General features: G+C 60.0%; 16 protein-coding genes. 6 read left to right on the top strand and 10 right to left on the bottom strand.

Annotation, left to right across the window (positions count from 1 at the left end):
• Window positions 1–1,275: a uracil-xanthine permease family protein gene (locus DYL59_RS00775; protein WP_135287438.1), complete on the top strand. Its 1,275-nt coding sequence runs from the start codon at window positions 1–3 to the stop codon at window positions 1,273–1,275.
• A gap of 124 nt (window positions 1,276–1,399) precedes the next feature.
• Here DYL59_RS00775 and hisC read toward each other — a convergent pair whose 3' ends face one another.
• The 10 genes from hisC to DYL59_RS00725 all read right to left on the bottom strand — a co-directional run bounded on the left by hisC (window position 1,400) and on the right by DYL59_RS00725 (window position 9,426).
• Entirely contained in the window at window positions 1,400–2,452 is a 1,053-nt protein-coding gene (gene hisC, locus DYL59_RS00770; RefSeq protein WP_135287437.1) for a histidinol-phosphate transaminase, read from the bottom strand.
• 3 nt (window positions 2,453–2,455) lie between these two features.
• Window positions 2,456–3,772 (bottom strand): histidinol dehydrogenase, encoded by a 1,317-nt coding sequence (gene hisD, locus DYL59_RS00765; protein ID WP_135287436.1) that lies wholly within the window; start codon window positions 3,770–3,772, stop codon window positions 2,456–2,458.
• A gap of 128 nt (window positions 3,773–3,900) precedes the next feature.
• Entirely contained in the window at window positions 3,901–4,536 is a 636-nt protein-coding gene (hisG, locus tag DYL59_RS00760) for an ATP phosphoribosyltransferase (RefSeq protein ID WP_071494135.1), read from the bottom strand.
• A 212-nt stretch (window positions 4,537–4,748) separates the two neighbouring features.
• On the bottom strand, window positions 4,749–6,014 hold the full coding sequence (gene murA / locus DYL59_RS00755) for a UDP-N-acetylglucosamine 1-carboxyvinyltransferase (RefSeq protein ID WP_010213103.1): 1,266 nt from the start codon (window positions 6,012–6,014) through the stop codon (window positions 4,749–4,751).
• Window positions 6,015–6,037: 23 nt separating this feature from the next.
• Window positions 6,038–6,277 carry a BolA family protein gene (locus tag DYL59_RS00750; RefSeq protein ID WP_105520873.1) on the bottom strand — a complete coding sequence of 80 codons (240 nt, stop codon included), beginning with the start codon at window positions 6,275–6,277 and terminating at the stop codon, window positions 6,038–6,040.
• Between the two features lie 114 nt (window positions 6,278–6,391).
• On the bottom strand, window positions 6,392–6,697 hold the full coding sequence (locus DYL59_RS00745) for an STAS domain-containing protein (protein WP_135287435.1): 306 nt from the start codon (window positions 6,695–6,697) through the stop codon (window positions 6,392–6,394).
• Window positions 6,694–7,341: an MlaC/ttg2D family ABC transporter substrate-binding protein gene (locus DYL59_RS00740; protein ID WP_135287434.1), complete on the bottom strand. Its 648-nt coding sequence runs from the start codon at window positions 7,339–7,341 to the stop codon at window positions 6,694–6,696. The genes DYL59_RS00745 and DYL59_RS00740 overlap by 4 nt, the downstream gene beginning before the upstream one ends.
• Before the next feature lie 11 nt (window positions 7,342–7,352).
• The gene (gene mlaD, locus DYL59_RS00735) at window positions 7,353–7,820 is read right to left on the bottom strand and encodes an outer membrane lipid asymmetry maintenance protein MlaD (RefSeq protein WP_003171814.1); all 468 of its coding nucleotides are present in this window, start codon (window positions 7,818–7,820) and stop codon (window positions 7,353–7,355) included.
• Window positions 7,820–8,617: a lipid asymmetry maintenance ABC transporter permease subunit MlaE gene (gene mlaE, locus DYL59_RS00730; RefSeq protein WP_135287433.1), complete on the bottom strand. Its 798-nt coding sequence runs from the start codon at window positions 8,615–8,617 to the stop codon at window positions 7,820–7,822. Before mlaE ends, mlaD begins: the two co-directional genes overlap by 1 nt.
• Window positions 8,617–9,426, bottom strand: coding sequence for an ATP-binding cassette domain-containing protein (locus tag DYL59_RS00725; RefSeq protein ID WP_135287432.1), 810 nt, complete (start codon window positions 9,424–9,426; stop codon window positions 8,617–8,619). Before DYL59_RS00725 ends, mlaE begins: the two co-directional genes overlap by 1 nt.
• 335 nt (window positions 9,427–9,761) lie before the next feature.
• Between DYL59_RS00725 and DYL59_RS00720 the strand changes: the two genes are divergently transcribed.
• Genes DYL59_RS00720 through lptB form a run of 5 tightly spaced genes read left to right on the top strand, consistent with a single transcriptional unit; the run spans window position 9,762 to window position 13,087 of the window.
• Window positions 9,762–10,736, top strand: a complete 975-nt coding sequence (locus DYL59_RS00720) for a KpsF/GutQ family sugar-phosphate isomerase (RefSeq protein ID WP_135287431.1) — start codon at window positions 9,762–9,764, stop codon at window positions 10,734–10,736.
• The gene (locus tag DYL59_RS00715; RefSeq protein ID WP_017738753.1) at window positions 10,737–11,261 is read left to right on the top strand and encodes a KdsC family phosphatase; all 525 of its coding nucleotides are present in this window, start codon (window positions 10,737–10,739) and stop codon (window positions 11,259–11,261) included.
• Between the two features lie 8 nt (window positions 11,262–11,269).
• Entirely contained in the window at window positions 11,270–11,842 is a 573-nt protein-coding gene (gene lptC, locus DYL59_RS00710; protein WP_135287430.1) for an LPS export ABC transporter periplasmic protein LptC, read from the top strand.
• Complete coding sequence (gene lptA / locus DYL59_RS00705) at window positions 11,829–12,362, top strand: lipopolysaccharide transport periplasmic protein LptA (protein ID WP_135287429.1); 534 nt, start codon at window positions 11,829–11,831, stop codon at window positions 12,360–12,362. The genes lptC and lptA overlap by 14 nt, the downstream gene beginning before the upstream one ends.
• Entirely contained in the window at window positions 12,362–13,087 is a 726-nt protein-coding gene (gene lptB, locus DYL59_RS00700; RefSeq protein WP_003171806.1) for an LPS export ABC transporter ATP-binding protein, read from the top strand. The genes lptA and lptB overlap by 1 nt, the downstream gene beginning before the upstream one ends.
• Window positions 13,088–13,208: the final 121 nt, after the last annotated feature.

Raw genomic sequence — 13,208 nt, 5'->3', positions numbered from 1 at the left:
ATGCAGGATGAATTCAACGACCCGCTTTGGCGCCAGATCCTGTCTGGCGCACAAATGCTCTTCGTAGCATTTGGCGCGCTGGTGTTGATGCCACTGATCACAGGTCTTGATCCAAACGTCGCCCTGTTCACCGCTGGCCTGGGCACGTTGTTGTTCCAGGTAGTGACAGGGCGGCAGGTGCCGGTTTTCCTGGCATCGAGCTTTGCCTTCATCACCCCGATCATTCTCGCCAAGCAGCAATTCGGCCTGGCGGCGACCATGGGTGGGGTGATGGCAGCCGGTTTCGTCTACACCTTCCTGGGCGCTGCCGTGAAGATCAAGGGCACCGGTTTTATCGACCGGCTGCTGCCGCCGGTGGTGATCGGCCCGGTGATTATCTCCATTGGCCTGGCCATGGCGCCGATTGCGGCCAATATGGCCATGGGTAAATCCGGCGATGGCGCCGAGCTGATCCATTACCAAACGGCAATGATGATCTCGATGCCGGCGCTGCTCACTACCTTGATCGTGGCGGTGTTCGGCAAGGGCATTTTCCGCCTGGTGCCGATTATCTCCGGCGTGCTGGTGGGCTTTGCCATGTCGTTCTACTTTGGCGTGGTCGACACCGCCAAAATCGCCGCCGCACCGTGGTTCGCCCTGCCCCACTTCACCGCGCCGGAGTTCAACTGGCAGGCGATCCTGTTTATCGTCCCGGTAGCCCTGGCCCCGGCGATTGAACACATCGGTGGTGTGATTGCGGTGGGCAGCGTGACCGGTCGCGACTACCTGAAGAAGCCCGGCCTGCACCGCACCCTATTGGGTGACGGCATTGCCACCACGGCCGCCGGCCTGTTTGGTGGCCCGCCAAATACCACCTACGCCGAAGTGACGGGCGCGGTGATGCTGACCAAGAACTACAACCCGAAGATCATGACCTGGGCGGCGGTGTTTGCCATCAGCCTGGCGTTTATCGGCAAGTTCGGCGCGTTGCTGCAAAGCATCCCGGTGCCGGTAATGGGCGGGATTCTGTGCCTGCTGTTCGGCTCGATCGCTGCAGTGGGGATGAACACGCTGATCCGCCACAAGATCGACCTGGGCGAAGCCCGCAACCTGGTGATCGTGTCGGTGACGTTGGTGTTTGGGATTGGCGGTGTGCTGGTCGGCACGGGCACCGGCCCGGATGACTTCGGCCTCAAGGGCATCGCCCTGTGTGCGGTGGTAGCGATTGGTTTGAACCTGCTGCTACCGGGCAATGATGGCTGGAAGAACAAGAAGCCGGATGAGCCACTGATCTAACCAGCACTGTAGTACCCATGTGGGAGGGGGCTTGCTCCCGATGGCGGAGTGTCAGTCAAAACATGTTTGACTGATACACCGTCATCGGGAGCAAGCCCCCTCCCACATTTGATTTCAGCGCCTGTTAAAGCTCGCCAAGCCCATCAATCAGCGCCTGGTTCTGCTCCGGCGTACCGATGCTGATCCGCAGGAACTGGGCAATCCGCTCCTGCTTGAAGTGCCGCACGATCACACCCTGCTCACGCAACTTGGCCGCCAGGCCGGCAGCGTCGTGCTTGGGGTGACGAGCAAAGATGAAGTTGGCCGCCGATGGCAACACTTCAAAGCCTTTACCTTCCAACTGCGCGACTACCTTGTTGCGGCTGTCGATCACCAGCTGGCAGGTCTTCTCGAAATACTCACGGTCCTCGAACGCCGCCGCCGCGCCGACAATCGCCAGGCGATCCAGCGGGTAGGAGTTGAAGCTGTTCTTGACCCGCTCCAGCGCCTCGATCAGGTCCGGGTGGCCCACGGCCAGGCCTACACGCAAACCGGCCAGTGAGCGCGATTTGGACAGGGTCTGGGTGACCAGCAGGTTCGGGTAGCGATCCACCAGGCTGATGGCGGTTTCGCCACCGAAGTCGATATAGGCCTCATCGACCACCACCACCGAATCCGGGCTGGCCTTGAGGATCTGCTCCACCGCGTCCAGTGCTAGCACGCAACCGGTCGGCGCGTTCGGGTTGGGGAAGATGATGCCGCCATTGGGCCTGGCGTAGTCCGCGACGCGGATCTGGAATTGCTCGTCCAGCGGCACCGGGTCGGACTTGATGCCGTACAGGCCGCAGTACACCGGGTAGAAGCTGTAGCTGATGTCCGGGAACAGCAGCGGCAAGTCGTGCTGGAACAGGCCGTGGAAGATGTGCGCAAGCACTTCGTCGGAACCGTTGCCGAGGAACACTTTGCCAGCGTCGATCCCGTAGTACTTGGCCACGGCCTGCTTGAGCAGGTCGCTGTTGGGGTCTGGGTACAGGCGCAGGTTGTCGTTCAACTCGGCTTGCATCGCGGCCAAGGCCTTGGGCGATGGGCCGTAGGGGTTTTCGTTGGTGTTGAGCTTGACCAGCTTGGTCAGCTTCGGTTGTTCACCCGGCACGTAAGGCACGAGGTCCTTGACGAAGGGGCTCCAGAATTTGCTCATGCCTCACTCTCCCTTGACGATGCGATATTCGGCGCTGCGCGCGTGGGCACTCAGCGACTCACCACGGGCCAGTACCGAGGCGGTCTTGCCCAGCTCGGAGGCGCCCTGCGGGGAGCAAAAGATGATCGACGAACGCTTCTGGAAGTCATACACCCCCAGCGGCGACGAGAAACGTGCCGTGCCGGAGGTCGGCAGCACGTGGTTGGGGCCGGCGCAGTAGTCGCCCAGGGCTTCGCTGGTGTGGCGGCCCATGAAGATCGCACCGGCGTGGCGAATCGATGGCAGCCAAGCCTGAGGGTCGGCAACGGACAGCTCCAAGTGCTCCGGCGCAATACGGTTGGCCACTTCAATGGCCTGCTCCATGTCGCTCACCAGGATCAGTGCGCCACGGCCATTGATCGACTTCTCGATGATCTCGGCGCGGTCCATGGTCGGCAGCAGCTTGTCGATGCTGGCGGCGACCTTGTCGAGGAACTCGGCGTCGGGGCTGACCAGGATCGCTTGGGCATCCTCATCGTGTTCGGCCTGGGAGAACAGGTCCATGGCGATCCAGTCCGGGTCGGTCTGGCCGTCGCACACCACGAGGATTTCCGAAGGGCCGGCGATCATGTCGATACCGACCTGGCCAAACACGTGGCGCTTGGCAGTGGCGACGTAGATGTTGCCGGGGCCGACCACTTTGTCCACTTTCGGCACGCTTTCGGTGCCGTAGGCGAGCGCGGCAACCGCCTGGGCGCCGCCGATGGTGAACACGCGGTCCACACCCGCGATGCAGGCAGCGGCCAGCACCAGTTCGTTGATTTCACCGCGTGGCGTTGGCACCACCATGACCACTTCGGTCACGCCGGCCACTTTGGCGGGAATGGCGTTCATCAACACCGAGGATGGGTAAGAGGCTTTACCGCCCGGCACGTACAGGCCGGCGCGGTCCAGCGGCGTGACCTTCTGGCCCAGCACCGTGCCGTCGGCCTCGGTGTAGCTCCAAGAGTCCTGTTTCTGTTTTTCGTGGTAGCTGCGCACCCGCGCCGCCGCCACTTCCAGAGCTTCGCGCTGGGGCGCGGTGATGCGCGTCAGGGCCAGTTCCAGGCGTTCGCGAGGCAGGATCAGGTCGGCCATGGACGCCACGTCCAGGCCATCGAACTGACGGGTGAAATCCACCAGCGCCGCATCACCGCGTTCGCGCACAGCCTTGATGATGTCGAGTACTCGCCCGTTGACCGACTCGTCGGACACGCTTTCCCAGCTCAGCAGATGATCCAGATGATGGGCGAAATCCGGGTCGGCAGCGTTGAGTCGGGCAATTGCAGTGGACGTGGTCATAGCGAGGGCCTCAATAGAAATGGCAAAAACTCAGGCGCCCTAAACTAGCAGTCGTTTCCGCTTGGGCACCTGAGAATTCTGGCTATGAGGCGGATAGACGGGCGCAGCTTTTCAGCTACGCAGGTAGGTCAACCGCGGTGTCGCGACTCCACTGCCGTGCGCAGGGTGTCGATCAACGCCTGGATACGGGCGTGCTGCATCTTCATCGAGGCCTTGTTGACGATCAGGCGGGAGCTGATGTCGGCAATGAATTCTTGCGGCTCAAGGCCGTTGGCACGCAGGGTGTTGCCGGTGTCGACCACGTCGATGATCTTGTCGGCCAGGCCGATCAGCGGCGCCAGCTCCATCGAGCCGTAGAGCTTGATGATATCGACCTGACGGCCTTGCTCGGCGTAGTAACGCTTGGCAACGTTGACGAACTTGGTGGCAACCCGCAGGCGGCCTTTAGGCTCGACATCACCGACACGGCCGGCGGTCATCAGTTTGCACAGGGCGATACGCAGGTCCAAAGGCTCGTACAGGCCCTGGCCGCCGTATTCCATCAGCACGTCTTTACCGGCGACACCCAGGTCGGCCGCGCCATGCTCAACGTAGGTTGGCACGTCGGTAGCCCGCACGATCAACAGGCGAACGTCGTCCTGGGTCGTGGGGATGATCAGCTTGCGGCTCTTGTCCGGATTCTCGGTCGGCACGATGCCTGCTTCAGCCAGAAGCGGCAAAGTGTCGTCAAGGATGCGGCCCTTGGACAGTGCGATGGTCAACATGGGAAACGTCAGTCCTTCATCAGGCTATTGCTGTCCGGTCGCAAACGGCGCCAGACACAGATCGAGGCCATGACAGCCTCGATTTTAAACAACTCAGTGTTTGCAGGAGCGAGCTTGCTCGCGAAGAACTCATGGATACCGCGTTAATTCTGGATGAACACGTTATCGTTGACGTTTTTCGCGAGCAAGCTCGCTCCTACAGCGCGACCGGACTAGCCCGGTACGCGGCGGATTTTGGCGCCGAGCATCTGCAGTTTTTCTTCGATGCACTCGTAGCCACGGTCAATGTGGTAGATGCGGTCGATCAGGGTGTCGCCTTCGGCGATCAGCGCCGAGATCACCAGGCTGGCCGAAGCCCGCAGGTCGGTAGCCATCACTGGCGCGCCCTTGAGTTTCTCGGTGCCGGTAACAATGGCGGTATTGCCTTCAACCTGGATCTTCGCGCCCATGCGGTGCAGTTCGTACACATGCATGAAGCGGTTTTCGAAGATGGTTTCGATCACGGCACCGGTGCCTTCGGCAATGGCGTTCAGGGAGATGAACTGCGCTTGCATGTCGGTCGGGAACGCCGGGTACGGCGCGGTACGCACGTTCACGGCTTTAGGACGCTTGCCGTGCATGTTCAGCTCGATCCAGTCTTCGCCGGTGGTGATTTCGGCACCCGCCTCGCGCAGTTTTTCGAGGACGGCTTCCAGGATGGTCGGATCGGTGTCCTTGACCTTGACGCGACCGCCGGTCACGGCAGCGGCAACCAGGTAGGTGCCGGTCTCGATACGGTCGGGCATCACCTTGTAGGTTGCCGTGTGCAGGCGCTCAACACCGTCAATGGTGATGGTGTCGGTGCCGGCGCCGGAAACCTTGGCGCCCATGGCGTTCAGGAAGTTGGCCAGGTCGACCACTTCCGGCTCGCGCGCGGCGTTCTGCAGCACGCTGCGGCCTTTGGCCAGGGCAGCGGCCATCATGATGTTCTCGGTACCGGTCACGCTGACGGTATCGAAGAAGAAGTTCGCGCCACGCAGGCCGCCTTCCGGCGCCTTGGCCTTGATGTAGCCGCCTTCGACGTCGATGACTGCGCCCATGGCTTCGAGGCCACGGATGTGCAGGTCTACCGGACGCGAACCAATGGCGCAACCGCCAGGCAGTGCCACTTCGGCTTCGCCGAAACGGGCAACCATCGGGCCCAGCACCAGGATCGACGCACGCATGGTTTTCACCAGCTCGTACGGGGCAATCAGGGTCTTGATGGTGCGCGGGTCGATTTCGACGGCCAGTTTCTCGTCGATCACCGGCTCAATGCCCATGCGACCGAACAGCTCGATCATGGTGGTGATGTCGTGCAGGTGCGGCAGGTTGGCCACGGTAACCGGGCCATCGCACAGCAGGGTCGCTGCCAGGATCGGCAAGGCGGAGTTTTTTGCACCGGAGATGCGAATCTCGCCATCAAGGCGGGCACCGCCGGTAATAATCAATTTATCCATAAGAATCTCGACGCCTTGGGGGCTCAGGTGCGCTCGGCCCAGGCCGCGCGGCTGAAAAATTTCATAGTGACCGCGTGGATGCTGCCATCGGTGATCCACGGGTTCAAATGGGCATAGATCTGCTGTTGACGCTTGACCGGGCTCAATGCCGCCAGTTCATCGCTAATCACATTCAGCTGGAAATTGCAGCCTTCGCCTTCAACTGCAACTTCAGTATCCGGCAGCTTTCCTTCAAGGAAGCTCTTAACTTCTAGGGCCTGCATGCTCAACCTCTATCGGCGCCCAGTGCGCACGGGTCGCACATCATACAAAAAAGCCCCGCGCCTGCGAACCCCGCATAGCAGGACTCTGACGGGGGGCTTCTTCAATAATGTGTATTAAGGATGCGCCAACAGCTCGGTCAGACCGGAAACTTCGGCAATTTCACGCATGTCTTCGGGCAACGCGCGAATGCTGACCGTTTTTTTGGCCGCCTCGGCATCGCGTATGAAGCACAACAGCAACGACAAACCGACGCTGCTGGACTTGGTCACCGCCGAGCAGTCGAGCACCAGCTCCGGCGCGGCGCTGGACTTGATCAGGGCCTGGCCATGCTTGCGCAAGCCGGGCCCGCTGCGGTAATCGAGTACGCCGCTGATATACAACTGGCCAGCATCGCCCAGACGAACAGCCGACTCGGTCATTGCGCCGGCTTCCCGGCAGCTTTGTCGGTTTCTTCCTTGGCCTTGGCGACTTCACCGGCCCAACCATTGATGGTCTTGTCCAGGTCGTTGCCATTGCGCTGCATGGCGTCGGCGAACTGGTCACGGAACAGTTTGCCGATATTGATGCCGTTGATGATCACGTTGCGCAGCTTCCACTCGCCGTTGATCTTCTCCAGTGTGTACTGCACAGGGTACACAGCGCCGTTATTGCCCTTGACGCTCATGTTGACGCTGGTGCGGTCGCCCGACTCATCGCCAGCTGGCGCTACGGTAATGCCCTGATTGTTGTACTCAAGCAGCGCGTTGCCGTAGAACTGGAACAGGCCTTTCTTGAAGTTTTCCTGGAAGGTCTGCATTTGCGCAGGCGTCGCCTTGCGCGAATATTTGACCGTCATGATGCTGCGCGAAATGCCTTCGGCATCGACCACCGGGCCGACAATGCTGTTCAGGGCATCGTAGAATTTGCTGGGGTCTTGCTTGTACTGTTCTTTGTTCGCCGTCAGGTCAGCCAACATCTTGTTGGTCGTATCCTGCACCAGATCGTGCGCAGAACCTGCCGCGTTGGCCATCAGCGGCAACGCTGCAAGCAGCACCAGCAGGCCACGTCGCAAGGTAGAGATCATGAACAGATTCCTCATTTGGCGTCTTTATTGACCGTATTGAGCAAAAATTTTCCGATCAGGTCCTCAAGCACCAGCGACGACTGCGTGTCGTGGATGGTCGAGCCATCCTTGAGCAGGGCTGTTTCCCCACCCACGCTGACACCGATGTACTTCTCGCCCAGCAGACCCGCAGTGAGGATAGATGCCGTGGAGTCGGTCGGCAGATTATCTACCTTCTTGTCCAGTTGCATCGTCACTCGACCGGTGAAGCTGTCGCGATCCAGATCGATTGCCGTGACCTTGCCGATGGTCACACCGGCCATGGTCACTTTAGCTCTGACAGTCAAACCGGCGATATTGTCGAAGTACGCGTAAAGTTTATAAGTATCGGCGGTGGGGCTGGCCGAAAGGCCGCTGACTCGCAGGGCCAGCAACAGTAAAGCCAGGATGCCAGCCAGCAAGAAAAGGCCGACACCGATTTCCACAGTGCGGTTTTGCATCAGAAATCTCCAAACATCAAGGCGGTCAAAATGAAGTCAAGGCCCAGTACCGCCAGCGAGGCGTACACAACGGTCTTGGTGGTGGCGCGACTGATCCCTTCTGAGGTGGGCTCACAGTCGTAGCCTTGGAATACGGCGATCCAGGTCACTACAAAGGCGAAGACGATGCTCTTAATGATGCCGTTGAGCACGTCACCATTGAAGGTCACGCTGTTTTGCATGTTGGCCCAGTAGGAGCCGTCGTAGACGCCCAGCCAGTCCACCGCCACCCAGGAACCGCCCCAGATACCCACCACGCTGAAGATCATCGCCAGCAGTGGCAGGGAAATAAAGCCGGCCCACAGACGCGGGGCAACAATGTACTTGAGCGGGTCCACGCCGATCATTTCCAGGCTGGACAGCTGTTCGGTGGACTTCATGTTGCCGATTTCGGCGGTCAACGCAGAGCCCGCACGCCCCGCAAACAGCAAGGCGGTCACCACCGGCCCCAACTCACGCAGCAGCGTCAGGGCGACCATCTGCCCCACCGCCTGCTCCGAACCGTAGCTGGAGAGGATATTAAAGCCCTGCAACGCCAGCACCATGCCGATGAACACCCCGGAGACCACGATGATCACCAGGGACATCACGCCCACGGCATGCAACTGCTTGACCAGCAAGCCAAAGCCACCGCCGATGCCGCCACGACCGAGCAAGGCGTGGAACAGGAAAATCGTCGAACGGCCCAGCACCTCGACAATGTCGATGCCCGAGCGACCGAAAAGGCGAACCTTCTCGATGATAGATGTCTTGCGCATCAACGCTTCCCCAGCAGATCTGAGCGGTAATCCGTTGCCGGAAAGTGAAACGGCACAGGGCCATCCGGATCGCCCGTCATGAATTGGCGAATGCGCGGGTTATCGGCGTTCATCAGCTCTTCAGGCGTGCCCTGCCCCAGTACCTGGCCGTCGCCAACCACATAAAGGTAATCGGCAATGCTCGCGGTTTCTGCAAGATCATGGGAAACCACGATGCTGGTGATGCCCAACGCATCGTTGAGCAGGCGGATCAACCGCACGAGGACGCCCATGGCGATAGGGTCCTGGCCAACGAAGGGCTCGTCGTACATGAGGATCTGCGGGTCGAGGGCAATGGCGCGGGCCAGGGCGACGCGGCGCTTCATGCCACCGGAAAGCTCGTCGGGCATCAGGTCGATGGCGCCGCGAAGGCCTACGGCCTGCAGTTTCAGCAACACAATGTCACGAATCATTTCGTCAGGCAGCTGCGTATGCACCCGCAACGGGAAGGCGACATTCTCGAAAACATCGAGATCGGTAAACAAGGCACCGCTCTGGAACAGCACCCCCATGTGCTTGCGCGCGTCGAACAGGTCACTGCGCGACAGCGTCGGCAGGTTCTGGCCGTTGACCCACACTTCGCCGGCGCTGGGGCGCAATTGCATGCCCATCAGGCGCAACAACGTGGTCTTGCCGCAACCGGAAGGCCCCATGATGCCCGTGACCTTGCCGCGGGGAATGCGAATATCGACGTTATTGAAGATGCTGCGCGTCCCGCGCTTGAAGGTCAGTCCCTTCAGCTCGACCGCGTAGGCGTTATCGGCACTCATCTAAACTCCTTGGGATGCAGCCTCTCACTCAGACACCACGCTTGCGACAAACGTTTGCAATGCTTGTGCAATTACCGCGCGATACATCGCCACATGGGCTGGGCGGACCGAACTGGCGGCGAACTATATCACTGCTGGTACAACGCGCCCAAGGCCGGAACTGCGCTTGTTCAGATCGGAGACAGCGAAATAACGTTGCTGGCTATGTTACTGGCTTTGTTTCCCGACTAAGGAATCTCACAGGCCTGCCGAATAACTCCTGACGAACTTACGTGAGGGTTTTGATCATTACCGCTATAATCGCCGCCTTTTCGTCAGGCTATACGATTTCAGACATGAGCCAATCCAGCGACCTTATCCAATCCGCACAACGCACGATCCGCCTTGAGCTTGAAGCCGTCGAAGGCTTGCTGGCGCATATCGATGCAGATTTCGTACGCGCCTGCGAGATGATTCTGGCCAGCAAGGGCCGCGTTGTCGTGGTAGGCATGGGCAAGTCAGGCCACGTCGGCAACAAGATCGCCGCGACCCTGGCCAGCACCGGTACCACCGCGTTTTTCGTGCATCCAGCCGAAGCCAGCCATGGCGACATGGGCATGATCACCAAGGATGACATCATCCTGGCGCTGTCCAACTCGGGCACCACCAACGAGATCGTCACCCTGCTGCCGCTGATCAAGCGCCTTGGCATCAAGATGATCAGCGTGACCGGCAATCCGGAGTCGACCCTGGCCAAGGCCGCCGAAGTGAATCTCAATGTTCATGTGGCCCATGAAGCCTGCCCGCTGAACTTGGCGCCAACCTCTTCCACCACCGCCGCACTGGTCATGGGCGACGCCTTGGCCGTCGCGCTGCTGGAAGCCCGCGGTTTTACCGCTGAAGATTTCGCGTTCTCCCACCCAGGTGGCGCCCTGGGCCGTCGCCTGTTGCTGAAAGTGGAAAACGTCATGCATTCGGGCGATGAGTTGCCCCACGTTCCGCGCGGCACGCTGCTCAAGGACGCGCTGATGGAAATGACCCGCAAGGGCCTGGGCATGACCGTGATCCTGGAAGCCGACGGCACCCTGGCCGGGGTTTTCACCGACGGCGACCTGCGTCGCACGCTGGACCGCACCATTGATATCCACACCGCCACCATCGACGCGGTGATGACGCCCCATGGCAAGACAGCACGCCCTGAAATGCTGGCAGCCGAAGCATTGAAGATCATGGAAGACCACAAGATCGGCGCGCTGGTGGTGGTCGACAACAACGACCACCCGATTGGCGCGCTGAACATGCACGACTTGCTGCGTGCGGGAGTGATGTAAATGACCAGCGACCTGTTGCAACGCGGCAAGCACATCAAGTTGGCGATTTTCGATGTAGACGGCGTGCTGACCGATGGCCGCCTGTACTTCCTTGAAGACGGCAGTGAATTCAAGACGTTCAACACCCTCGACGGCCAGGGCATCAAGATGCTGATGGCGGCGGGCGTGCAAACGGCCATTATCAGCGGTAGAAAAACCCCCGTTGTGGAACGCCGCGCACAAAACCTTGGGATTCCTCACCTGTATCAGGGCCGCGAGGATAAACTGGTGGTTCTGGACGAGCTTCTTGGCCAACTCAACCTAAGCTATGAGCAGGTCGCCTATTTGGGCGATGACCTGCCCGACTTGCCGGTAATCCGTCGAGTGGGCCTGGGCATGGCCGTTGCCAATGCGGCGGCGTTTGTTCGCGAGCACGCCCACGGCATTACCACCGCCCGTGGCGGCGAAGGTGCCGCCCGCGAGTTCTGCGAACTGATCCTGCGCGCCCAAGGCAGCCTTGAAGCGGCCCACGCCGCCTACTTATAGAGCGTTTTATGCTGAGCAAAAAGATTCGCAACTTCCTGCTATTGGGGGTCATCGCCGCGCTGTTCCTGGCGGTGGGCTACTGGAATATCAGCCCGGAGCGCTTTCTCGACCAGCCTGCTGCGCAGGTTGATGAGGGCGCTATCGACTATTACGCCACCAACGCCAAGAGCGTGCAGTTCCTGCCCGATGGCAAGTTGCAGTACGAGATGACGTCGGACAAGGTCGAGCATGTAAAGGCCACCGAAGTGACCCTGCTGACCAACCCGGACATGAACATCTATCGCGGCACGGAATTTCCGTGGCACGTCACCAGCAAGCGTGGCGAGGTCAACCCGGACGGCACCGAAGTGGAACTGATCGACTCCGTACGCGTTGCGCGCACTGACGACAAGAACCGCAACACCGTGATTACCACCACTCGCATGACCGTATTCCCGCAGAAGCAATATGCGCAGACCGAGCAAGACGTTAGAATCGACGGCGCTGGCGGTGTATCGACTGGCAAGGGAATGAAAGCGTATTTGAAAGAAAGCAGGATACACCTGCTATCGAACGTAAGAGGACAGTATGAGGCTCGTTAAAACTCTCCCTATTTTGCTCGGTCTGGGCGCAGCACTGGGAAGCGTGAGCGCCTGGGCTCTGCCGAACGATAGCCAGCAGCCGATCCACATCTCCGCTGACGATGCGCAACTGGATGACAAGCAAGGCGTTGCCACTTATACCGGCGGCGTGATCATTACCCAGGGCTCGATGAAGATCACCGGCAACACGGTCACCCTGACTCGCACACAGTCGGGCGATATCGACGTGGTGACCTCGGTGGGCAACCTGGCTTACTTCGAACAGAAGCAGTCACCTACCGATACCGGCCCAATGAAGGGCTACGGCAAGACCATCCAGTATCACGCCCAGCAGAACCGCATTGTCCTGATCGACCAGGCCAAGGTACTCAGCCCGGACGGCAACTCCACGGAAGGTGAAAAGATCACCTACGACACCGTGAAACAGATCGCTAACGCCGGTCGTGCCAATGGCAGCAAGGTCACCGCACCGCGCCCACGCATCGACATGGTTATCCAGCCGAAGAAGAAGGCCGAGTAATGGCAACCCTGAAAGCCCAGCATCTGGCCAAGGCCTATAAAAGCCGTCAGGTCGTGCGCGACGTCAGCCTGTCGATCGACAGCGGCCAGATCGTCGGCTTGCTCGGCCCCAACGGCGCCGGCAAGACCACTTGCTTCTACATGATCGTCGGCCTGGTCCAGGCCGATCAGGGTCGTGTACTGATCGACGACCTGGACGTGAGCCACCAGCCGATGCACGGTCGTGCTCGCGCCGGTATCGGCTATCTCCCGCAAGAAGCGTCGATCTTCCGCAAACTGTCGGTTGCCGACAACATCATGGCAATTCTCGAGACCCGCAAGGAACTCGACCGTGATGGCCGTCGCAAAGAGCTGGAAAGCCTGCTGCAGGAATTCCACATCAACCACATTCGTGACAACCTCGGCATGAGCCTGTCCGGTGGTGAGCGTCGCCGCGTGGAAATCGCCCGCGCCCTGGCCACCGCGCCCAAGTTCATCCTGCTGGACGAACCGTTTGCCGGCGTCGACCCTATTTCGGTTGGCGACATCAAGCAGATTATCCATCACCTCAAGGCCAAGGGTATCGGTGTACTGATCACCGACCACAACGTGCGTGAGACCCTCGATATCTGCGAAACCGCCTATATCGTCAACGATGGTCAGCTGATCGCCGAAGGTGATTCGGCCACTATCCTGGCCAACGAACTGGTCAAGGAAGTGTACCTGGGTCACGAGTTCCGCCTGTAAACACCGTGGTGTCACGGCCGCTGGCCAAGGCGCGCGGGAGTCAATGAAAACCTCCGGATTTTTATTGTTACCGCGCTCTAGGCAAAGCCCCCGACATCAGGCATATAATTTGCTTATGTTT

Source organism: Pseudomonas kairouanensis (genome assembly GCF_004682055.1).
Taxonomy (GTDB): domain Bacteria; phylum Pseudomonadota; class Gammaproteobacteria; order Pseudomonadales; family Pseudomonadaceae; genus Aquipseudomonas; species Aquipseudomonas kairouanensis.
The sequence above is the reverse complement of the archived record's forward strand: the minus strand, read 5'-3'. Positions and strand labels throughout refer to the sequence as shown.